This is a genomic window from Mesorhizobium loti (genome assembly GCF_013170705.1).
Classification (GTDB): Bacteria; Pseudomonadota; Alphaproteobacteria; order Rhizobiales; family Rhizobiaceae; genus Mesorhizobium; species Mesorhizobium loti_D.
In genome coordinates this window covers 6650192-6672051 of record NZ_CP033334.1, presented here as the reverse complement: position 1 = coordinate 6672051, position 21860 = coordinate 6650192, and the positions used below count along the sequence as shown (strand labels likewise).

General features: G+C 58.6%; 20 protein-coding genes and 3 pseudogenes. 8 read left to right on the top strand and 15 right to left on the bottom strand.

What is annotated here, in order from left to right; translation table 11 throughout:
* Positions 1-361 precede the first annotated feature (361 nt).
* The 3 genes from EB815_RS32505 to EB815_RS32495 all read left to right on the top strand — a co-directional run bounded on the left by EB815_RS32505 (position 362) and on the right by EB815_RS32495 (position 3635).
* Positions 362-1351, top strand: a complete 990-nt coding sequence (locus tag EB815_RS32505; protein WP_019863275.1) for a nodulation protein NodZ — start codon at positions 362-364, stop codon at positions 1349-1351.
* 142 nt (positions 1352-1493) lie between these two features.
* Complete coding sequence (gene gmd, locus EB815_RS32500) at positions 1494-2594, top strand: GDP-mannose 4,6-dehydratase (protein WP_019863276.1); 1101 nt, start codon at positions 1494-1496, stop codon at positions 2592-2594.
* Between the two features lie 72 nt (positions 2595-2666).
* Positions 2667-3635: a GDP-L-fucose synthase family protein gene (locus tag EB815_RS32495; protein WP_019863277.1), complete on the top strand. Its 969-nt coding sequence runs from the start codon at positions 2667-2669 to the stop codon at positions 3633-3635.
* A gap of 49 nt (positions 3636-3684) precedes the next feature.
* On the opposite strand, the gene EB815_RS32490 is transcribed toward EB815_RS32495, so the two are convergent.
* The 13 genes and pseudogenes from EB815_RS32490 to nifS all read right to left on the bottom strand — a co-directional run bounded on the left by EB815_RS32490 (position 3685) and on the right by nifS (position 14981).
* The gene (locus EB815_RS32490; protein WP_155249157.1) at positions 3685-3921 is read right to left on the bottom strand and encodes a hypothetical protein; all 237 of its coding nucleotides are present in this window, start codon (positions 3919-3921) and stop codon (positions 3685-3687) included.
* Positions 3922-4124: 203 nt separating this feature from the next.
* Positions 4125-5036 (bottom strand): SIR2 family NAD-dependent protein deacylase, encoded by a 912-nt coding sequence (locus EB815_RS32485; RefSeq protein ID WP_019863279.1) that lies wholly within the window; start codon positions 5034-5036, stop codon positions 4125-4127.
* Positions 5037-5077: 41 nt separating this feature from the next.
* Positions 5078-5290, bottom strand: coding sequence for a putative nitrogen fixation protein NifT (gene nifT / locus EB815_RS32480; protein ID WP_065005710.1), 213 nt, complete (start codon positions 5288-5290; stop codon positions 5078-5080).
* Entirely contained in the window at positions 5287-5613 is a 327-nt protein-coding gene (locus EB815_RS32475; RefSeq protein ID WP_019863281.1) for a nitrogen fixation protein NifZ, read from the bottom strand. Before EB815_RS32475 ends, nifT begins: the two co-directional genes overlap by 4 nt.
* 90 nt (positions 5614-5703) lie before the next feature.
* Positions 5704-5898, bottom strand: coding sequence for a 4Fe-4S binding protein (locus EB815_RS32470; protein WP_010913566.1), 195 nt, complete (start codon positions 5896-5898; stop codon positions 5704-5706).
* 32 nt (positions 5899-5930) lie between these two features.
* Positions 5931-7412 (bottom strand): nitrogenase cofactor biosynthesis protein NifB, encoded by a 1482-nt coding sequence (nifB, locus tag EB815_RS32465; protein WP_064987093.1) that lies wholly within the window; start codon positions 7410-7412, stop codon positions 5931-5933.
* Positions 7413-7652: 240 nt separating this feature from the next.
* Positions 7653-9412: pseudogene (gene nifA, locus EB815_RS32460) on the bottom strand (nif-specific transcriptional activator NifA).
* A 151-nt stretch (positions 9413-9563) separates the two neighbouring features.
* Positions 9564-9863 (bottom strand): ferredoxin family protein, encoded by a 300-nt coding sequence (locus EB815_RS32455; RefSeq protein WP_019863285.1) that lies wholly within the window; start codon positions 9861-9863, stop codon positions 9564-9566.
* A gap of 12 nt (positions 9864-9875) precedes the next feature.
* Positions 9876-11183 carry an FAD-dependent oxidoreductase gene (locus tag EB815_RS32450; RefSeq protein WP_019863286.1) on the bottom strand — a complete coding sequence of 436 codons (1308 nt, stop codon included), beginning with the start codon at positions 11181-11183 and terminating at the stop codon, positions 9876-9878.
* Positions 11184-11194: 11 nt separating this feature from the next.
* Entirely contained in the window at positions 11195-12301 is a 1107-nt protein-coding gene (locus EB815_RS32445; RefSeq protein ID WP_019863287.1) for an electron transfer flavoprotein subunit alpha/FixB family protein, read from the bottom strand.
* A 20-nt stretch (positions 12302-12321) separates the two neighbouring features.
* Entirely contained in the window at positions 12322-13173 is an 852-nt protein-coding gene (locus EB815_RS32440) for an electron transfer flavoprotein subunit beta/FixA family protein (RefSeq protein WP_019863288.1), read from the bottom strand.
* Between the two features lie 184 nt (positions 13174-13357).
* Positions 13358-13741: a nitrogenase stabilizing/protective protein NifW gene (gene nifW / locus EB815_RS32435; RefSeq protein WP_019863289.1), complete on the bottom strand. Its 384-nt coding sequence runs from the start codon at positions 13739-13741 to the stop codon at positions 13358-13360.
* The gene (nifS, locus tag EB815_RS32430) at positions 13734-14981 is read right to left on the bottom strand and encodes a cysteine desulfurase NifS (protein ID WP_065005711.1); all 1248 of its coding nucleotides are present in this window, start codon (positions 14979-14981) and stop codon (positions 13734-13736) included. The genes nifW and nifS overlap by 8 nt, the downstream gene beginning before the upstream one ends.
* A 695-nt stretch (positions 14982-15676) precedes the next feature.
* Here nifS and EB815_RS32425 point away from each other — a divergent pair.
* From EB815_RS32425 to EB815_RS32410, 4 genes and pseudogenes are all read left to right on the top strand, one after another.
* A complete protein-coding gene (locus EB815_RS32425; protein WP_019863291.1) occupies positions 15677-17572 on the top strand; it encodes an ABC transporter ATP-binding protein in 1896 nt (631 codons plus the stop codon).
* 634 nt (positions 17573-18206) lie between these two features.
* Positions 18207-18409: pseudogene (locus EB815_RS32420) on the top strand (CCE_0567 family metalloprotein).
* Positions 18406-18723, top strand: a complete 318-nt coding sequence (fdxB, locus tag EB815_RS32415) for a ferredoxin III, nif-specific (RefSeq protein WP_019863294.1) — start codon at positions 18406-18408, stop codon at positions 18721-18723. The pseudogene EB815_RS32420 and the gene fdxB overlap by 4 nt, the downstream one beginning before the upstream one ends.
* On the top strand, positions 18720-19373 hold the full coding sequence (locus EB815_RS32410) for a nitrogen fixation protein NifQ (RefSeq protein WP_064987094.1): 654 nt from the start codon (positions 18720-18722) through the stop codon (positions 19371-19373). The genes fdxB and EB815_RS32410 overlap by 4 nt, the downstream gene beginning before the upstream one ends.
* Here EB815_RS32410 and rpoN read toward each other — a convergent pair.
* Both rpoN and EB815_RS32400 read right to left on the bottom strand, forming a co-directional pair.
* Positions 19370-20824 (bottom strand): RNA polymerase factor sigma-54, encoded by a 1455-nt coding sequence (gene rpoN, locus EB815_RS32405; RefSeq protein ID WP_064987095.1) that lies wholly within the window; start codon positions 20822-20824, stop codon positions 19370-19372. The two genes, EB815_RS32410 and rpoN, sit on opposite strands and share 4 nt — an antisense overlap.
* Before the next feature lie 74 nt (positions 20825-20898).
* Positions 20899-21447: pseudogene (locus EB815_RS32400) on the bottom strand (peroxiredoxin).
* Here EB815_RS32400 and EB815_RS32395 point away from each other — a divergent pair.
* Complete coding sequence (locus EB815_RS32395; RefSeq protein ID WP_155249159.1) at positions 21437-21598, top strand: hypothetical protein; 162 nt, start codon at positions 21437-21439, stop codon at positions 21596-21598. The pseudogene EB815_RS32400 and the gene EB815_RS32395 sit on opposite strands and share 11 nt — an antisense overlap.
* Positions 21599-21860 lie beyond the last annotated feature (262 nt).

Below are 21860 nucleotides of genomic sequence, written 5' to 3'. Positions count from 1 at the left end.
CTCTCGAAGCTGGCCGCTGCTAGGCCTGAGGTCCAGTGAAACGATGCTCGCGGATCTGCTCATCTCAACGACGCCGGCAGATCAGGCGTGAAGTTCTCGAAAAGGAGCAGCGGCAATTGCGGAAGCAGCGCCGCGTTCGGTTGCATCACATAGATGCTGATCGCATCCATCAAGACTTCGGTCAAGCGCTAAAGCATAGCAGTCAATACTAATATGGCCGTGGCCCGGCTCATGACCGTGATGCGAAGCTTATTCCCATGAAATTGGCAACGACCACGATCACCGGTGGCTGGTCTGTGTGTGGGGCCAGACATATTCAAGCCCATTAATGCTTGTGGTGTTCTGAAAAGAGGCAATGTAGATGCTTATCGACAGTTCAAGGAAGGATCGTTTCGTTGTTTCTCGACGGCGCACCGGTTTCGGTGATTGCCTGTGGTCCCTCGCGTCGGCTTGGGACTACGCACATCGAACGGGGCGAGCTTTAGCAATAGATTGGCGCGGCTCTTGTTACCTTGACAACCCTTTTTCGAATGCCTTTGCGGTTTTCTTCAAGCCAATTGAGGATATCGGTGGTGTACCGGTCATTTGCGATGACCAGATCAACAACGTCTCATTCCCTGGCCCCTTTTTCCCGTCGTGGTGGAACAAGCCATCCATCGACTGCGTGTACCGTCCGGATGAACAGATTTTCCAAGAACGTGACGAGCTAATCGATCTTTTACAGGCCCAAGATGATTGTGAAGCCGACACGGTAGTGTGTGATGCTTGCTTGATGTGGCGCTGCGATGAGAAGGCAGAGCGAACCATATTTCGAAGCATCACACCGAGGTTCGAAATTGAGAATCGCATTGAAGCGCTCTACCACGAACACTTTGACGGGTACAGCATTATTGGAGTCCATGTCCGCCACGGTAACGGCGAGGATATTATGGATCATGCACCTTTCTGGGCTGATCCGAAGGTTGCCTTGGAGCAGGTATGTACTGCCATTCGTATGGCCAAAGCGCAACCGCATCCGAGACCTGTAAGGGTGTTCTTGTGTTCGGACAGCGCCCAGGTTGTTGATCACTTGTCGGGCGTATTTCCCGAACTTTTCACCGTTCCAAAACGCTTCCAGGCGGATCAGTCCGGCCCCTTACACAGTGCAGCACTGGGCACCGACGGGGGTTTTTCCGCTCTCGTTGAAATGTATCTCCTCGGCAGGTGCGACACTGTAATTCGCTTTCCTCCGACTAGCGCCTTCACCCGCTATGCCCGCCTCTTCGTGCCACGCATTATTGAATTCGATTTGAATGACCCGCGTCGTTTGATCTTGATTGATAATTCTTCCGAACGTCCCCCGGCACCATGAAAGGGTTGGCATCCCACTCGAACTCTCCCTTGCCTTCGCGCAGAGGCCCCGTTGCCCTGCCCAAAGCGCCCCCTTTTCGCCACGCAATCCCGCCGCAGGCGAGCATCTTCTTGGGCGCGTCAAAATCAAAAAGGATTCAAGCTTGTCGCAGAGAAAAGTCGCTTTAATCACCGGGATTACGGGGCAAGACGGTTCCTACCTCGCAGAATTGCTTTTGGAAAAGGGCTATTCTGTGCATGGGATAAAAAGACGATCGTCTCTTTTTAATACGGGCCGTATCGACCATCTCTATCATGACCCTCATGAAAGTGGCGTTGATCTTACCCTTCACCACGGGGACTTGACAGATTCGTCCAGCCTTACGCGCGTCATACAACTGGTGCAGCCGAACGAAATTTACAATTTGGCAGCTCAGAGCCACGTGGCAGTCTCCTTTGAAGAACCAGAATACACCGCGAACTCCGATGCCTTGGGTGCGCTGCGTATCCTCGAGGCAATTCGGATCTTGGGGCTCGTCGAGCATACGCGCTACTACCAAGCCTCGACGTCTGAGCTCTACGGGCTGGTGCGGGAAACGCCACAGACCGAGACGACACCTTTCTACCCCCGATCACCCTACGCTGTTGCCAAATTGTATGCTCACTGGATCACCGTAAACTATCGAGAAGCTTACAATTTGTATGCGTGTAACGGCATTTTATTCAATCATGAGTCACCCGCGCGCGGAGAAACATTCGTAACACGCAAAATCACGCGCGCCCTGGCTCGGATCAAGCTTGGAATGCAGCAGACTCTATTCTTGGGCAACCTTAATGCGCGTCGCGATTGGGGGCACGCTCGAGACTACGTCCAGATGCAGTGGTTGATGCTGCAGCAGGAGCAACCTGAAGACTTTGTGATCGCTAGCGGTGAGCAACATTCGGTGCGCGAATTCGTCAACGTCGCGGCCGCTGAACTCGGCATCGGTGTTCGTTGGGTGGGGGAAGGGGTCGACGAAGAGGGGTACGATGCAAAGACGGGAGCTCTGATCGTAAAAGTAGATCCCCGTTATTTTCGTCCTGCCGAGGTCGAGACACTTCTCGGCGATGCCCGCAAGGCCAAAGAAAAACTTGGGTGGGAGCCCAAGATATCCTTCATCGAATTGGTTAGGGAGATGGTTCGGGAGGATTTGCACATGGCAGAGCGTGACGCAGTGCTGATGAAGCAGGGTTATTATTCACACAGTCCACAAGAGTTATGCTGACAACGGCCGCGCCATGCTGACTTATTGTCAGTGCCATGGTGGCCTTCTTACGGAGCGTCCAGAGCGTTATCAATGGAAAACAAAAAGATGAAGAAAGTCTACGTGGCAGGTCATCGCGGCCTTGTGGGATCCGCCACCATGAGAGCCCTCGAGGCGTTAGGATCCTATGAGATAATAACACGCACTCACGACGAACTGGATCTATTTGATCGGAGCGAGACGCGCAGCTTCTTCATGTCGCGGCGACCTGATTACGTCGTTATGTGCGCCGCGAAGGTTGGTGGTATACTGGCGAACGCTACCTCCCCTGTCGATTTCCTTCACAACAACCTCGCGATTCAAGTCAGTGTTTTTGATGCCGCTTACGCGTCCGGCGTCGAACGGATGATTTTTCTTGGCTCCTCGTGTATCTATCCACGCGACTGTCCACAGCCGATACGGGAGGAATACCTTCTCACCGGTCCGCTTGAAGCGACAAATCGTCCCTACGCTTTGGCAAAGATCGCAGGTGTTGAATCATGCTGGTCTTTCAACCGGCAGTACAAGGCGCGCTATCTCGCGTTGATGCCGACCAACTTATATGGTCCGGGCGATAATTATCACCCCGAAAATTGTCACGTTCTGCCTGCTCTGATACGCCGTTTTCATCAAGCTAAAGTAAACGGCGACACCTCGGTGGGGGTCTGGGGATCCGGAAAGCCTCGGCGAGAGTTTATGTATTCGTCGGATCTAGGTGATGCCATAGCGTTCCTGCTTGGCCTGCCAGATTCGGATTTTGACGCCTTGACAGCCGCCGACACTGCGCCCCTGATTAATGTTGGCGTTGGTGAGGATGTCACAATTCGCGAGGCAGCGGAACTCGTCAAGGCGGCAGTCTGCTGGGAGGGCAATCTGGTATTCGACTCGACGAAGCCAGACGGTACTCCGCGCAAGTTACTGGACGTAACGCGCTTGCGTAACCTTGGCTGGAAAGCCAAGACGTCTCTTGGTGCCGGGTTGCAAGCGACGTATGAGGATTTTCTTCGCCTTCATGGGGCTTGATGTGGATGCGTGCATCTTGGTTGGACTGCATGTCCGACCTGGTGCAAGCTTATTCAGTCAGGCGAAACAGAAGAGAGGGACACATACTCGGCAGGCATGCGCCATGATGCGGCCGTTTACAACCCATGCAGCAGCGGGTCTCGTTGAAGACGAAGCGGCTTGCCCTGTACCAACCGTTCGAGAGCGTCTGCAGAGCGCCAAGCTCGATTGGCATCGGCCCCAACGCGCTCATGATCATCGTGCCGCGCACGGCTTTTGCCTTTTGCCGCCAAGTGAAGCCGATCATCTGCGAGCGCTCGCCGCGACAATATTCCATTATGCGCATTCCGCATCGCCGACCTTGGTGCGGCCGGCGGGCGATGCTCCGCTCGGCGGGTTAGAGCCAGGTGCTGGCTCGAAACAGCAGCGCCTCTCGGAGTTGTTGAAAACCCCGCAAGTGAATTGCCCGTTTTCCTTTCGGCAATCGCTGTTGAGACGTCTGGGAATGACTCAAACGATTGCCCTTTTGGCTTCATGCAATGTCTCGCCCAATCCGACGAGACGGGCCGCGGCTTGACCCGTCGGCATGTCAATGACCGTGATTGCGCTTGCTGCAAGGAAGCGGCGCTCGTTCTTGGTCAGCGTCGCTGTATCCATTGCCGCAAAATGTGGGCCATTGGAGCGCTTCATGATCTGTCGGGCATAGGTGCGCAGCATCTGATCGTTGAAGCGGCAGCCGAGGAAGAAAAGACCACGGCTGGCTCGCCGTTCCTTCACAAGGTCAGGGATCGGCGTCTGGATATCGATTTCGCTCAGCACTTCGACATAGTCGGAATCTGCGACGAGGAAGTTTGCGGCCGGCCTGGCGCCGCCGTGGGGGGCGTAAAGAACCGTCTTCGCCGTCGGTGCGGATTCGAGTAATATCCCGGACAAATCGTAGGCTTTCGTCCAAATGTCGCCGGTCTCGTGCGCCCGTGGGACCCCTTGTATTTCAACGACGTCCGTTCGGCGGGCCTGTATTAGGGCCGCGCGCATGGCACCGTCGTACCAGCTGTCGATGATCACGGAGAGCGGCAGCGTTGCAAGCCAGGCATGGAAGACGGTCGGCAGCACCGGGACGGCGAATATTTCGGCCATCCAAACTTTAAGCGTGCGGCGGTGCCGGCGCTGTTCGATATACTGCGCAACCGACCACATGTTGGTGCGAATCTTCGAAGGGGCCGGCGTGCGCTTGTGGAGCGCTGCGGCAACGGCTTCGGGGGTATTCGGTACGAGCGGTTCGGCGGAGCTGGTCTCAAGCAGACCCGGCCCGAGATAGGGAATTACGTGATCGGCCGCGAGCGCTGCCTTCAAAAGGTCAAGTTGCCTTTCAGCAAAACTGTCCCGAATAACGACGAGGTGGCCCGAGGTCATCGTGTTCATGCTCGTATCCCTTTGCCGCTCTCTTTGTGTCAACCCGAAGATCAGCTCTCGTCGGGAATCTTCCTTGCCTCGACGGTGATCGGCAAAGGCGTTTCCCGCGGAAGGTCGGGCAGGACTAACCGCCAGCCATTCTTCAGCGTCACGACCCCGCCCCATAAGTGTTCGTTGTCGGCCTTGATGATCGGCTCTTCGAGATCCTTTTTGGGAACATACGCCGTCAAGCCATCACCGGTCCTGCGGATCATTACCTTCATCCGGCCGTTCCTTCGTTAAAACCAGCACCGATTTCGGCACTGCAAGGAGTCCGAGCCGTCTCAAGGCTCATGAGTTCACGGGCACGCATGCCGACGACGGTGCCGCGATCGATCCATTCGACTGCATAGATGTAGAACTGCTGGAGAAAGGTGCCGATGTCGCGCACATAGCCCTCGTCGCCTTTGCGCACCAGGTTTTCACCGATCTCCTTGCCAGGATAGGTGCCGTCATTTTTTATATGGCGTGTGGCGCGGACCCGCTCACCCGGCGCGAATCGCGGAGGTGTACGGATTTCGATGTCCTGTTCGCGTTCGAGGCCCATGGCCGTTCCTTTCTCCCGTCTGCAGCTTTCCAACAGGAGGTCAATGATTCTGATGAGGCGCCTCGACCGTGTCGGTAGCCGAAATGGAGGTCAGGCGGGGACGCAAGTCTTCGACACCGGACACACCGAGGCGCATTGTTGCGTTTCGAAGGTGCCCTCGCATTCGGTGCACTTTTTCGGATCGATCACATAGGTCTCGCCCTTGAACTTGATCGCGCCGGAAGGGCATTCGAACTCGCAGGCGCCGCACTGGGTACATTGGGAAGCTATGATCTTAAAGGCCATTTTCATCTCCGGTTCGGTTAGAATGAGGCGGCTCAGGCCGTCGCAGCCAGTGGCTCGCTCCCAAACTCGGCGGCGTAAAGCGCGCCGATCGCGGTCTCGATGTAGTCATAGCCGTAAGCATCCGTTGCTCGGATCCCACTTTCCTTGAGTCGATCCTCGGGGCTATTTCCAATTCTCGCGCACAGCACGATGTCTACGCCTTCGAGCGTAGAGATGACGCCGTCGAGGCTCTTGTCCTCGGCCCGGCCGCCGAGGCAATACTGCTCGACTTTGCGATGACCCACGAAGCCGATCCCTTTCGGCGAGGCCTCATAAATCTGGAATTCCTTGGCATGGCCGAAATGCTCGTTGATGCGACCGCCTCCCTTGGTCGCCACCGCGACCAGAAGCGATTTGCCGGAGCCTGCGGTCTTGACCATCCCGAGCGCCTCGCTCTTGGCCGCCATGCGATCGCCCCGCTCGCGCGCGACCACTGCCCGGTACGTCTCGCGCTTGCTGGCGTCGTACGTGACCTTGTCGGGAAGCCGGTCGAGGGTGAATTCCTTGCCGCGATCCTCACCGAGCAGCCCGACAGCATCGGCCCGGCACTGCCGGCAATGGCGCATCAACTTGGCGCCGCCTTCGAGACGATCCTGAAGGGCCTTCAGCTCCATTGCCTTGGGGCCGCGCTGCCCGCTCAGGCCGTAATGCGTACCGTGCGCCGGGTCGGAAATCAGCGGCATGACATTGTGCAGGAACGCGCCGCGCTCCTTGACCCATTTATTCACCTCGATCAGGTGCTCATCGTTTACGCCGGGGATCATTACCGAATTGATCTTGGTGAGGATGCCGCGCGCCGTCAGCATCTCCAGCCCCGACATCTGTCGTTCGTGCAGGATCGTGGCTGCCTCAACGCCCGTATAACGGCGGTTCTCATAGAAGATCCACGGATAGATCTCGGCACCGATCCGCGGATCGACCATGTTGATGGTGATCGTCACGTGATCGACATTCATTTCGGCAAGCTCGGCGACGCGGTCTGGCAGCGCGAGACCGTTGGTTGAGATGCACAGCTTGATGTCGGCGATTTCCTTGGCGACCCGTTCGAATGTGGCCTTTGTGTTCTTCCAGTCGTAACAGGCATCGCCCGGTCCGGCGATGCCAAGCACGGAAAGCTGCGGCACTTGGTTGGCAACCTCGATCGCCTTGCGCAGCGCCTGGTCGGGCGTCAGTCTTTCCGAGACGACCCCAGGCCGGCTTTCGTTGGCGCAGTCATATTTGCGATTGCAGTAGTTGCATTGAATATTGCAGGCCGGGGCGACCGCCACATGCATGCGCGCGAAGTAGTGGTGCGCTTCCTCTGAAAAGCAGGGATGATCCTTGATCTTCTCCCAGACAGCCGAGTCCATCTCGTGCGGCTTTGCGGAGGAGCCGCAGGATGAAGATGCGCAGCCACCGGATTTCGCTCTCGCCGGCGACTGATCGAAGACTGTCGTGCCGGAAAGGCCCTGTAGCGAAATCATCGGTGCAGACATCGAACGGCTCCGTGCGTGGTGTGAACATCGCACTTCAGAGCGCAAGAGATATGCCAACTCGAAAAGTGGTCTTTATCGTTATGTTGGCTTTTACGTCGTGCCTTTTGTGTCCAATTGTGTCCGTTTCCTGCGACACGTCTTGTCAGGTCGCCGACAACGTCAAAAAAGGTTCCGTCTTGTCTCAGTTATGCCCAGTGCGGGAAGCAACCGCGCAACCACGTTCGATGTCATCAGGGACGTTTAGAACTTCTTCACTCCGATACGATGCCGGCGCAAAGCATAGCCGACCTGCCGCGGCGTGAGACCGAGAACACGAGCCGCCTTGGCCTGTACCCAGCCGGCCCTCTCCATCGCATCAATCAGCCGGTCGCGTTCCGTCAGACGCGGGTTCATTGCAGGACAAACGGGATGGTGGGGGTCGCAGGTCTCGCCGGGCGATGCCTCATTCTGTGAGGCGCCGACCCGCATGGGAGACGGCCGCGATCCAGCCGGCATCACATTGGCACGTGGGAACTCGTCGACGGCATAGCCGCCATGCGAACGGCCGACTCCTTTCCACAGAAGCGCAGACAAGCACTGGCTGTTCTTGCAGGCGAAATCCGACGCAGTTATTGTCGTTGAACGCGCAAGTGTGGCCGTCCGTCTCACACAATTCTCCAACTCACGCACGTTGCCAGGGAAATAGCATTGCGACATTAGGTCAAGCGCCGACGGCGTGAATGCAAGATCGCGATGGTTCTCCTTGTTGAATCGCTCGAGGAGAGCTTTCGCAAGGCGTGGAATATCGCCCGGCCGTTCTCTGAGGGGAGGCAGGACTATTGGCACCACATTGATGCGGTAATAGAGGTCAGCCCTGAACTCTCCATTCCGGACAGCCGTCTCGAGGTCCTTGTTGGTGGCGCATATGAGCCGCACGTCAACTTTGAGGGTCCTGGTGCCGCCCACTCGCTCCAGTTCTCCTTCCTGCAAGACGCGCAACAGCTTGGCTTGAAAGGCAGGCGAAATCTCGCCGATTTCATCAAGCAGCAGGTTCCGCCATTCGCCAATTCGAACCGGCCAGCGCGCTGCAGGATAGCCCCGGTGAAGGCGCCTTTCTCGTGGCCAAAGAGCTCTGATTCCAAAACGCTTTCGGGCAGTGCGGCGCAGTTCAATTTGACGAAGGATTTGTCCTTCCGATGTGAAAGCTTATGGATAGCCTGTGCAAAGAACTCCTTGCCGGTACCGCTTTCGCCTCGCAGAAGCACGGTGGAATTGGTCCTGGCCACGACCGAGACGATATCGAGGACTTGCTTGAGGGCGGGACTTTCTCCGATAATTCCGTCGATCTTGACATGCGGATGTCGGGCCGGATGGGTCCTGTCCTCGTCGAGCGACTGCTCTGGTCTCGGTTGCTTTTCCACAAGTCGCTGACGACATGTGCTCAAAGTGCGATGGAGGCGGATGGTCCGGCCGACCAGATTGGCGACCATGGCCAGGAAGCTTAAGTCCTCCTCGTAGTGGAACCTGGTGGTACCGTTCCTGACGCGGTCGATCGACAGCGTCCCGAAGATCTTTTCCTCAGCCTTTAGCGGGACACCGATAAAGGCAGTTGCGATCGTGCCGCTGTTCGATCGAGGATCAGCCTGAAATAGCTCGGACGTGCTTGTGTCTTGTATGACGATCGGCAATCCGGTAGCGACGATTTTGTCTATTACGGCCTGGGGAATGACGCTGCCGGCGGCTGATTGAGGCACAGTGCCGCCGGTAGTTGCGCTAATCTGCGGCTCTCCTTCAGCGTCCAGGACGACGATTGCGCCATGACGCATTTGCACAAACGAGGAGAGGATATTCGCGACATTGGCAAGCGTAATCTCCAGCTGGGCCGGGGCAGTCAGAATCTTCGATATCTCGTAGATTCCCCTGAGCAAGCTGTCCGCATTGCTCACCGCTTCGACCGCAGGTTCGGGCGGGGTGTTCCGAGATGCGATTTCACCGACCTGATCTGGAAGCATGTGAGCCATGCAAACACCTCAAGGATTGTCCAAGGTGCTCCGCCCAAGCCCTTTTTTGTATTTTGAGTTCCAGAAACTTTTTTCAGCTTTTCGGTAATTGTGAACACTATTGACGGTATTAACCGCAATTGCGAGCCTCTCATTTCTCGCTCTGCGCCAGTCATCCGAACTTGAAGAGAACGCCGAAGCCGCCGCGCGGGTAATTCCACACGATCTCACCGCTGGCCTCGCACAGCACGCGACAGGTGCCGCATTCCATGCAGCCGTCGGGAGTGGTCTCCACCTGTCCCTTGTCGTTCAACTCATAGCACTTAGCCGGGCAGATGTGTGTCAGCGCGAGCAGGTTCGCGCTCGGCCTCTCGTGCGGTCGCACTTTGATATGCGGGCGGCCCGGATCGACCAAATAACGGTTCTGATAAAGCTTCTCCTCGACGCGTAACTTCGTCACGGCCATCGTCATTCTGTTTCTCCTTCAGCGCCACGCCAGTGCCAGGCGGACCACATCGCTGATCAGCCCCCAGCGCGAACGCGCCTTGATGAAGGCAGCAGTGGTCGCCTTTTCCTTCTCGATTTTCGGGGTTCCGTCGACCCGCATGAAGTTCTGCGCGGCCTGCGACATCAACTGCGGGTAAGTCATGAAGAAATTGCGGGAATTGGTGTGTATCAGGTCCGGCATGTCCTTATATTTCATCAAGTCTTTGACTACGAAGGACTTGTCCAACATGGTCTTGTAAAGGGCGAGATTCCTCCTGATCATCGGCTGGTTGCGGCCCTTGATCTCAATGATTGCCTCGCCCGCGATGCGACCTGAAGTCATGGCCAGGTTCGAACCCTCGCGGTGAATGGCGTTGTTCAGTTGGGCGGCATCGCCGACCGCGACCCAACCGTCACCGAAGAGCTGCGGAATGGCCTTGTAGCCACCTTCGGGAATGAGATGCGCGGAATACTCCTTGACTTCCGAGCCCGCGATCAGCGGCCGAATCGAAGGATGGTGCTTAAAGGCGTCGAGGAGGACGTAAGGGCTCTCCCTTGTCTGGGCGAAATCGGAGACGAGGCAGCCAATGCCGAGAGAGATCGACTCCTTGTTGGTGTAGAGGAATGCAAGTCCGGCCATGCTGCGAGAGATCGTGCCCGCCGCTTCGATCACGCAGCCTTCGTCGCCCTGGAGGCCGAACCGCTGCTCAATGACCTCGTCGGGTAGGAAATGCATTTCCTTGACAGCGAGCGCCACGCTTTCTGGCTTCGGCATCTTGCGCAGGCCGGCCCGTGTACCGAGCAGTCCGTTGACACCTTCTGCGAGCACGACGACGTTCGCATAGATCGGCCCGCCAGCCCGGTCGGTGCGCACGCCGATCACCTTACCTTTGGCATTGCGGACGAGTTCGGTCACCGTCGTCTCGCACAGAACCGTCGCGCCGGCCTCGCGCACCTTGCGCGAAAACCACTTGTCGAATTGGGCACGGATGATGGTGTAGCGATTGGGCCTCGCCTCGTTGAAATCATCCGATCGATACTGCATCCCGGTGTGGGAGGTGTCGTCCATCACCCAGAATCGCTGCTCGACCAGATGCCGCTCGAGAGGCGCATCATTCCGGAAATCCGGGATGATTTGCTCCAACATGTCGGCATACATGATGGCGCCCTGGACATTCTTGGAGCCCGGATACTCGCCGCGCTCTAACTGCAGCACTGCCAGGCCCTGGCTTGCCATAGTATAGGCGGCCGCGTTTCCGGACATACCGGCCCCGACGACGATGGCGTCGAATTCTTCCTCGATCATGGCCGTCTCCCTTAGCTCGCAAGCTTGTCGTGACTGTGCGGCGACAGCCGCCGGGTGAAGGCGTCCGTCAATGCCGGCAGGAAACGGATCGCATCAGTGACGATGCCGAGGTGGGCAAAGTCGAAGATCGGGGCGTTCGGGTCGGTGTTGATGGCTACGACCAAATCAGACCCCTCCACGCCAACCCGATGCTGAATGGCGCCGGAAATCCCGGCCGCTATGTAAAGCTTTGGCCGGATGGTCTTGCCCGTTTGGCCAACCTGCCGATCAGCCGGCATCCAGCCCTTCTGGACCAGCGGGCGCGAACAGCCATATTCGGCGCCGATTGCCCGCGCTAGATTCTTCACAAGCTGCAAATTTTCCGCCGAGCCGAGGCCCAGGCCTCCGGCAACCACGATGTCGGCGTAGGCGAGATTTGCCTTTGCCGATTGGCGATCGAGGTTGAAGCCAAGGACTTTGGTGATGATCTCTTCCTCGGTCATCGACAGCTTGTGCCGGATGACACGCCCAACCGGCTTATCCGCCCGCGGTGGCATGGCCATAACTCTGGGTCGTACGGTGGCCATCTGCGGCCGGTAGTTGAGCGTATAGATCGTGCATAGCAAGGAACCGCCGAAAGTCGGACGGGTCGCGGCGAGCGAACCGTCCACATCCACATCGAGTTCGGTGCAGTCGGCAGTAAGCCCTGTCAGCAAGGTCGTCGCTACTGAGCCAGCGAGATCCCTGCCGAGCGTGGTCGCACCGAGAAGCAGGATCTCCGGTTTGTGGGTATTGACCAGATCCGTCATCGCCTTGGTGAAAGGCTCGTTGCGATAGTCGGCAAGCAGCGGTGCTTCGACAAGGTAGACAAGGTCGGCGCCGTAAGCGAAGGCCTCGGCAACGGCATGCTGGGTGGCCTCACCCGGCGGTCCGAGCACGATGCCCGCAAGCTGGATGCCAAGCTTGTCGGCGAGCTTGCGGCCTTCGCCAAGCAGTTCGAAGGACACGGGATGGACCTCGCCGCGTTCCAGTTCGATGAAAACCCAGACGTGCCGATAGTCCCTAAAGTGCTCAGGCAATTCCCTCTTGATGCCGGCACGGCCGGCGGAAGGAGGGGCTTCGCGGTTCGCGTTCGACATCGTCTCTCCTTGCCGTCCCGTCACTGGCCGCCGTCAAAGGCGAGTTCGTGTTCGAGCGCTGGCTGGCGGGTGAAGATTGCGGCGATCAGTTCGTCAGCGGCGTCATGCTGTGTCTTGTCGGTCATGTCGATTTGCGTCGCCTTTTCCGCCCGCGTCGTAGGGGCGAAAACGCGCTTGACGACCGTCGGCGAGCCGCGCAGGCCGCATTTGTTGAGGTCCTCAATGCCAGCTTCGGCCGCACTCCACTTCACGATCTGGCTACGCGCGGCGCGCATGGCGTCGTCGAGCGAGCCCCTGCGGATTTCGTTGGTGCCTTCCAGCATTGTGATGAGGCAAGGCAGTCTGCTTTTCAGCATCTGCGTACCGCCTTCGGAACGGCGGTTGACGGTGATCTCGCGCGCATCGAGATCGATAGAGGCGATCTTCGCCACATAGGTGAACTGCAACAGGCCGAGGCGCTTGGCGATGCCGGGCCCGACTTGGGCGGTATCGCCGTCAATCGTCTGCTTGCCGGCGAAGACGATGTCCGGCGCGCCGAAGGTCTCGCCAATTCTCACGATTGCCCGAGAAAGCGCGAAGGAGGTCGCTAAAGTATCGGAGCCGGCAAAACAGCGGTCGGTCAACAGGACCGCGCGGTCGGCGCCATAGGTGAGCGCCTTGCGCAGCGCATCTTCTGCCATCGGCGGACCCATCGTAAGCACGGTGACCTCGCCGCCATGGGCGCCGCGCAATCTAAGTGCCTCTTCGAGGGCGAACAGGTCGTAAGGGTTGATGATGGTCGGTACGCCCTGGCGCATGATCGTGTTCGTCACCGGGTGGACACGTATCTGCGCGGAGTCCGGCACCTGCTTGATACAGATTACAATGTGCATTGCATCTCTCTCGGCTCCAATCCGCAAGCGCCCGTGGCGTTCATCTCCTTCTCAGCATCATTCGTGCCAACCCTCTTGCGTTGCTCTGTTCCCTTTGACATGGGGTTGTTTTCTTCCGAAGGTGCCGTCGTGATGACCGGACTTGTCGGCTTTTCGACATTGTCGCGTCGCAACCGTGTCGCGCTCAGTCTGTCTCGAACCGCCTCAGGATCGAATCGAACGGGACAAAGGTGTGGTCCCGAACGGCCGGTTTGTCCGGATCGTGCTCTTTGAGCACCTTGAAGACCCGGTGCGTGAGGGGCGAGGATGTCGCGAAATCCTCATAGGCGCGTTCCAACGTCGCACGCGCCCGCGCGGCGATCACCCCGTCGGGAAGGCCGGCGAAATCCTCTTCAGCGAGGTATTGGCCCATGCGCTTCATGATATGCAGGCGTGAGACATTGAGCACCTTCGGATCATAAGAGATGCCAAGGACTGCGAAGAACTCCTCCGCAGCCGACAGGCTCATCAGCCGGGCGAGGATGTCGGTGACATCGATGGCACAGCTTTCAGCGAAACAACTACGCATTGCATCCTCCTTGGCCCGAAACGGTGCTCGGGGGTTGCGTCGTCGCCCGGAGCTGGAGCTCATTGAAGTCCTTTCGCCTGGCTGGCGAAGACGGGGAAAGGTCATGCAGCTTCTTAACGATCCCGGGCATGACCTCGAGCACCCGGTCGACGTCCTCCTCGCCGTTGTTGCGCGAAAAGGAGAAACGGATTGCGCCGTGTGCCGCGCTATTGGGGATATTCATCGCCACCAAGACATGGCTCGGCTCCAGCGAGCCGGAGGCGCAAGCAGAGCCGGAGGAGCAGGCGATGCCCTCGCGATTGAGGAAATGCAGTATGCCCTCACCTTCGATATGTCCAAAGGCGATGTTTGCGGTGTTCGGCAACCGCTTTAGTAGGTCGCCGGCCACGAAGGCGTGTGGGATGCGCTGGAGAAGTTCTTTCTCCAAGCGGTCGCGCAACGCCTTTACCCGTGTGTTCGCGTCGTCCATGAATTTCAAGGCAAGTTCGGCTGCCATGCCGAGACCGACGATGCCTGGCGTATTCTCCGTGCCCGCGCGGCGGTTGCCCTCCTGGCGCCCCCCCTTGATCAGCGGACAGAAGCGCACGCCGCGCTTTGCATAAAGTGCGCCGACCCCTTTCGGTCCGTGTAATTTGTGACCGGAGAGAGACAGCATATCGATTGCCGTCGATTTCAAGTCGATCGCAAGCTTGCCGACCGCTTGCACCGCGTCGGTATGGAAAAGGGCGCCGACTTCCTTGGCCAACTCAGCAAGCTCGGGCACCGGGAAGATCGTTCCGGTCTCGTTGTTCGCCGACATGATCGAGACGATCGCCACGCGCGGGGTGAGGGCGGCCTTATAGGTGTCGAGGTCGATCCTGCCGTGGCGATCCACCGGGATCCTATGCACCTTTATGCCGCGCGCCTTTTCAAGGTGGGCGCAAAGCGTCAGCACGGCCGAATGCTCGACTGCGGAAGTCACGATCTCAGTGCGCTCAGGCATCACCTCGAGCGCCGAAAGGATCGCCGTGTTGTCGCTTTCCGTCCCGCCCGAGGTGAAGGTGATTTCGTCGTCGAACTCCGCGCCGATCAGCGTTTGCACCTGCAGGCGCGTCTTTCTCACCGCCGCCCCGGCGGAAGCGCCAAAATCGTGGTTCGACGACGGGTTGCCGTAATGGTCCGTAAAAAACGGCAGCATCGCTTGAACGACTTCAGGATCGACCCGTGTCGTTGCGTTGTTGTCCAGATAAACAGGCCTCATGGATGTGATCCTTCTCCTGAGCGCAATCACGCAAAAGCGCACGCCCGGTCTGTCATGATGATGGCTAGCCAAAGGAGTTGCCGCGGCCACATTCGGCCCGCGCTTCTTGGACCCAGCGCGGCCGCTCGCCTCGACTTGATGCGCCAGCCTTGCGCCGGCCCGGGAAAGCGCGGTCTTTAGGCCACGGCGTTTTCGGTGCGCTGGATCATGGACTGTTTCTCCTTCAGGCCGGGGCGCGTTCTCGAACAGCTACGCATGGACCGTGCCAAAGAAGGAAATCATTTCAAAACAACAGATGTCTTCAACACTGCTATGTCGCATGTCCGACATCGGCCTGAATTGTTCAACGCGGAACGCCGTTGAATCGGCGTGAATTCCGCTTCGCGTGAGGAGCAATCCTACGTCGTTCGCCCAGGGTGCCCGCGCGATCGATGCGTCCTGTCGGGTTTGTCGGGTTCGCGACGCGGCACTGTTCCGCCCCGTTGCCTGCTGAGATCTCGTTTGTCATTGAGGAATATGCAGAAAATCCTTCTGAGCGTCTTCTGTGCCTTTGGCACGGCTATTGCGGTTCTATCCTCGTAAGAGCGGCGCGTGCTCGCAGCCGATATTCATCTCGCGGGTGACATCGCGATCGATGGAACGAAGGAAAGAAAGAAAGCAACATGCCAGGTCCAGATCAGCTACCCGCATTCCGCATGTTTTCGTCCTCACGCAGACCTTCCATTTCAGCTTTCTTGAGACCGAGCGTCCTGCTGCGCTCGTACAAAGCCAAGCGTCGTTTTCACATCGATCTGCGCGGCGCCGCCTTTCGCGACGTTTTCGCCTTCACCATGCGCCACTGGAGCAGGCAGCCGGTCCGGCTCGCGATCATTATGATCGCGGTGCTTGTCGCAACGCTCCTTGACGTCCTGACGCCGTTCTATTCCGGACGGCTCGTAGACGCGGTCGCCCAAGGGGCGGCAGCAGAGGCCGTCGTGTGGGATGCGGCTCTTGCGGCCTTTTCAATGTTGATTGCTCTCACACTCGGCGCCGTCGTCTTGCGCAACGTCGCCTTCATTGCCGTCAATGACTTCATTCTGAAGATGATGTCGGACATCGCCTGCGACGCGTTCCATCGCGTCCAGCGCTTTTCGACCAATTGGCATGCGAAAACCTTCGCCGGCTCGACGGTGCGCAAGATCACGCGCGGCATGTGGGCGCTCTGCCTCCTCAACGACACGATGCTTTTTGCGTTGTTCCCCTCGCTCATCATGCTCGTAGGGTCGAGCGTCCTGCTCGGCTGGTATTGGCCAATGATGGGGCTGATCATCGCCTGCGGCTCGGTTGGCTATGTGGCGCTGATCATTATCCTGTCGCTTGGCTATGTGGCGCCAGCGGCAAGCCTTGCCAACGACTGGGATACGAGGCTTGGGGGCTCGCTTGCTGACGCGATCAGCTGTAACGCCGTGGTCAAAGGCTTCGGCGCCGAGGTGCGGGAAGATTATCGCCTCGCGAAAGTCATCTCTAAGTGGCGGCACCGCACCCGCCGGACCTGGGTGCGCGGGACAACCAGTGCTGCATTCCAAGGAATCATGCTTCTTGCGATGAGAGCGGCTTTGATCGGCTATGCCTTATTTTTGTGGTCGCGCGGCCAGGCTACCCCAGGTGACATCGCCTTGGTGCTCGCGTCTTTCACCGTCCTGTATGGCTACTTGCGTGATGTTTCCATACACGTGCGCAACATCCAGCGCTCTGTAAATGAGATGGAAGAACTGGTCAAAACCTACAGCCAGCCGCCCGACGTGGCCGATGTTGCCGGCGCCAAGCCGATCCGGATCACGAAGGGTCACATCGATTTTGAGAGCGTCCATTTCCACTACGGCAATCATTGGTCGCCATTTTACAGCGACTTGTCGATTTCGATTGAGGCCGGCGCACGGGTCGGTCTGGTCGGCCCCTCTGGCTCCGGCAAGACCACCTTCGTCAAGCTCATCCAGCGGCTTTACGACCTGGATGCTGGACGAATCTTGATCGATGGGCAGGACATCTCGCGGGTGACGCAGGCCTCGCTGCGCTCGCAGATTGCGATCGTACAGCAGGAGCCACTTCTGTTCCACCGCTCGCTGGCCGAGAACATAGCCTATGGGCGGCCAGGTGCTTCTCGGACCGACATTGAGCAGGCGGCGCGGCTCGCCAGCGCGCATGACTTCATTGCGCGCCTGCCGAACGGCTACGGTACGCTGGTCGGCGAACGCGGCGTGAAGCTTTCAGGCGGCGAGCGCCAGCGTGTGGCGATAGCGCGCGCCTTTCTCGCCGATGCCCCGATCCTGATTCTGGACGAGGCGACATCGAGCCTCGACTCGGAATCGGAGGTACTGATCCAGAAGGCAATGGAGCGGCTCATGGTCGGGCGCACCACGCTCGTCATTGCGCACCGGCTCTCGACGGTGCGCGAACTCGACCGGCTGCTTGTCTTCGACCGTGGTTGCATCACCGAGCAGGGCGACCACGCCGCGCTGATCCGTCGCGACGGCATCTACCGCCGCCTGTTCGAGCGGCAGGCCTTGGAGCTGACAAAGGGGTGGGGTGGGACCGATGTGCAACGCGGTTGAACACGGCGTAGATTCAGCTCGCCTCCCCAGCAATCCTGTCGGGCCGTTCCTGAAAAGGCGGCCGCAACCTGTCGTCGGGTTTGTCCAATCCACGACACGCCTGGTGCCGGCCTGTCTTCCTGCCGCGCTCTCGAGCAAACCAATGAATGGGATGAAGACAATTTTTTATGAGCTGCGTCCTGCGTTCCCGGCACGGCGCTTGAGGCTTCAACCTGAGGCGGCCGCCGCCGCGCGATCATTTAGATCTTGGTTGATGCGATCAATGAAGCGAAGGAAAGCAACGCGCCGGGTCCGCGCCAGATCCGCGTTCTCTGGCAGAGAGGTGTCGCCAAATCGACGCCCTCCCAGCATGCGCGCACGGCCCGCGTCGACATGGGGCACTGATCGTGATTGTCGGCTGCGACCCACCGCTCTTATGCCGAACTCGAAGGTGCAGGATACGGACCTGCGTCTCGCAGCGCGGGATTGCATAAGCTGGCTGTAGCGTCTCCTATGCACCATCGCCATCATCGGTTCGGCTTCGAGACGTTCCGGAAACTCGCCGAGGCCGGCACGCCGGCGATGCGGTCGCGGCCATAGAAGCGCGTCCGACATGGCGCGGGGGTAAGAAAACCGGCTTGCGAGGAAGGGGATCATGTCAGACCTTGAGCTGTTGCAGAAGAAGGTCCGCAAGCTGCAGTCGCGCGCGGGAGCGCCAAGATCGAATTGCACGACCTTGCCAAGGACCTGCGGGTCAACTGGACCGAGATCAAGGCGGTCGCCAGGGAAACCTTCGAGATTTTTGCCGAGCTGGATGCGGCAAAGGAAGAACTCGCGGCGTTGGAGAATTTACAATGACGAGCGCTTTTGTCACCCGCGACGGCTCGCCATGGACGCCGCACTATCTGACGGCGATCAATAGCGCGACCTGCATCGGCTGCGGGCGCTGCTTCAAGGTCTGCTCGCGCGAGGTCATGCACCTTCATGGCGTCGACGACGCAGGCGAAATCCTCGGCATCTGCGCGGGCGAGGACGACGACTTCGATGGCGAGCTCAACCGCATGGTCATGATCGTCGACCATGCCGGCCACTGCATCGGCTGCGGCGCCTGCGGCCGCGTCTGCGCCAAGAACTGCCAGACCCACCTTGCGGCCGACAAGCTTGCTGCATGAGCTGGGGACAAGACCAGGAGAACGGCGCCACAGTCGCCCATCACCGTGTCTGTTTCAGCACCAGCCAATGGCCGCCGACAGACCTGGCGGCGGCGTTCGACCGGCATGCGCTTGCCTGTGTTGTTTACCTCGCGTTCGAGGAGGTCGGGGCCGGCAAGGCGACCGCGACCGAAGCAACCGGCCTTTCGCGTGCCGACCTGCGAGATGTCATGACACACTATTTCCCGGCTGTGCCCGTCACCGCCTTGGCGCTGGAAAAGCTGACCGATCCCGAGCCGGATATGGAGGAAGGGCTTCTGCGCGGCCTGCTCATTGGGCATGCCAGGCCAGACGATCCGGCGAGCATCCTCTTCGCCAAGATCATCGCCAGGCGTAGCTTGCGCAATGACCATCTGTGGCAGGACCTTGGCCTTTTCAATCGGGCCGAACTCAGCCGCTTGATCGCCAGGCATTTCCCGGCGCTGGCGGCCGGCAACACCAAAAACATGAAATGGAAGAAGTATTTCTATCGTAAGCTCTGCGAAGATGAAGGCTTTTCGTTATGCACCGCGCCCAGTTGCCAGGAATGCCGCGATTTCGAAAGCTGTTTTGGCCCGGAGGAAGGCGAAAGCCACTTGGCCCGGATCAAGAACGGGTTCGCTTTGGATTAAGAGCCGCTCTCGTCGGCGCCGCCGCCCTGGCTTGATTGGCATCGAAGCCGCACGCGCTTTTCCCGGCGACGGCGCGCGGAGGACGGGATGTTCAGCGCCTCACGATATTTCGCAACTGTTCGGCGAGCAATGTCGATCCCGGTTTCCTTGAGCCGGGTGGCGATGTCGTCGTCGGAAAGCACTTCGTCGGGCGATTCCACGGCAACCATCGCCTTGATTTGATGGCGGACGGCTTCAGCGGAGTACGCGTCGCCGCCTTCGGAGGAGCCGATCGCGACAGTGAAAAAATACTTCAGTTCGAACACGCCGCGCGGGGTCAGCATGTACTTGTTCGACGTCACCCGGCTTACCGTCGACTGGTGCACGTTGATCGCCTCCGCGACAGTCCTGAGATTGAGAGGCCGCAGGTGGGCGACCCCATGTTCAAAAAAGGCGTCCTGCTGGCGGATGATTTCAGCCGCTACCTTGAGGATCGTCTTGGCGCGCTGATCAAGGCTGCGGATTAGCCAGTTCGCGTTTTGGAGGCACTCGTTGAGAAATGACTGGTCTTTCGAATTTTGGGCGCTTAGGCGTGAGACCTCGGCAAAATAGTTTTGGTTCATCAGGAGCCTGGGCAGCGTGTCTGGATTGAGTTCGATTTGCCACCCACCTGCGGGCGAGGGCAGGACCAAGACGTCGGGTATGATCGATTCAGGCCCTCCGGATTGGAAGCGATTTCCAGGCTTGGGATCGAGCGCGCGGATTTCTTGCAACATGTCGAGAAGGTCGTCTTCATCGACACCGCAATGGCGCTTCAATGTTTGAAAATCGCGTCGCGCTAGCGCTTCAAGATTGGCGACCAGCGCTGCCATCGCCGGGTCGAACCTATTCAGCTGCCGCAACTGTATCTCAAGGCATTCGCTGAGAGTTCGCGCAAAAATACCCGGTGGATCGAACTGCTGTAAGGTTCCAAGAACTTGTTCCACAACAGCCTCCCGGACATTCAGGCTGCGGGCCAGTTCCGAAAGGTTCACCGGAAGGTATCCGGTGTCTTCCAGATGACCGGCAAGTTCGCCAGCTATTCGCCGCTCCAGCGGCGCGAATGCGCTGAGAGCGATCTGACGAGCGACATGGTCGTGCAATGTTTCGATGGAGGTGAAGGAATCTTCGAAAGCATGGTTTCCCGCCGGTTGGACATTGTTTTTGCCGCGGATTGATTTCCACTGCGAGGCCCGATCCGATGCTCCGCCCGTGGTCGGCCCGATGCGCGGGTTCCCGGCCGAAATCGACGGAATGTCCTTCGGCGCCCGGTTTGATGCCCGTTCCAGAAAGGGGTTCTTCTCGATTTCTTGCTCGACGAACTGATGCAGTTCGGGATGCGCCAGTTGCAACAGGCGAATGGATTCCATCATTTGCGGCGTCAAAACCAACGATTGCTTCTGACGCTGAAGCAGGCTTGCTGAGGACTCCATGGTTAGCGTGAAACTCCTACCGAGCGATCCTTCGCCTTGTGCAAGGGGATTTTCGAGACGTTGACTCGTCTAGATCATGCCGCCGTCACGGCTTCAGCGGCTTTCAGCGTTTCAAGGACGTTCTGCGGCGACGATACGCCATAGGGATCGGTCTCGCAGTTGTCGCAGAAACCGTCCTCCTCGAACCACCGCTCCACTAGGCCATTATTGATCACGGCAGCGTAGCGCCAGGAGCGCATGCCGAAGCCGAGATTGTCCTTGGCAACCAGCATGCCCATCTTGCGGGTGAACTCGCCCGAGCCGTCTGGGATGAGCTGGACTTTCTGCAGCCCCAGGGCCTTGCCCCAGGCATTCATGACGAAGGCATCGTTGACCGAAACGCAGTAGATCGCGTCAATTCCCTCCTTCTGGAACTCGTCGTAGAGCATTTCGAAATCGGGCAACTGGAAGGTCGAGCAGGTCGGGGTGAACGCACCGGGCAGCGAGAACAGGATGATGCGCTTGCCGTTGAAACAGTCGTCGGATGTCTTGTCTTCCCAGCGGTACGGGTTTGGCCCCTAGATGGAATCATCCCGAACACGCGTGCGAAAGGTGACGAAAGGAACCTTTTTTTTGACGGTCATCAATGTGCTCCTGGAGGAAGACTGGTCCGCTGCTTTTTTGGTTGAAACTGACACGGCATCGACCTCGGCCGGCAATTCGGCCGAGCGCCGCGCGTTTTGTGTCGGCCTTGGATCAGCCATGGCAAAACCGCTCGCAAGCGTGGGCGTTTGAAGAAACGAGGTCTCGATTTGCGGCGGCAACGAGAACGGTTTCACTACGCGCTTGTACGGGACGTCGCGATGTCTGCAATGGTCTTGCTCCCGGCCACCTTGTGATGGGTTCTACCGAGTCCGACGCAAGCGCCATGCCATTTGATTTAGGCAGAGGTTCACACTGATTTTTTTGCAGCGACACTCTTTGCCTTGAGCGGCCAGGACCATGCCTTCGCCGAGGTCGAGCGCGCCCATAATCACCTGATCGTGAGCTCTGGGCA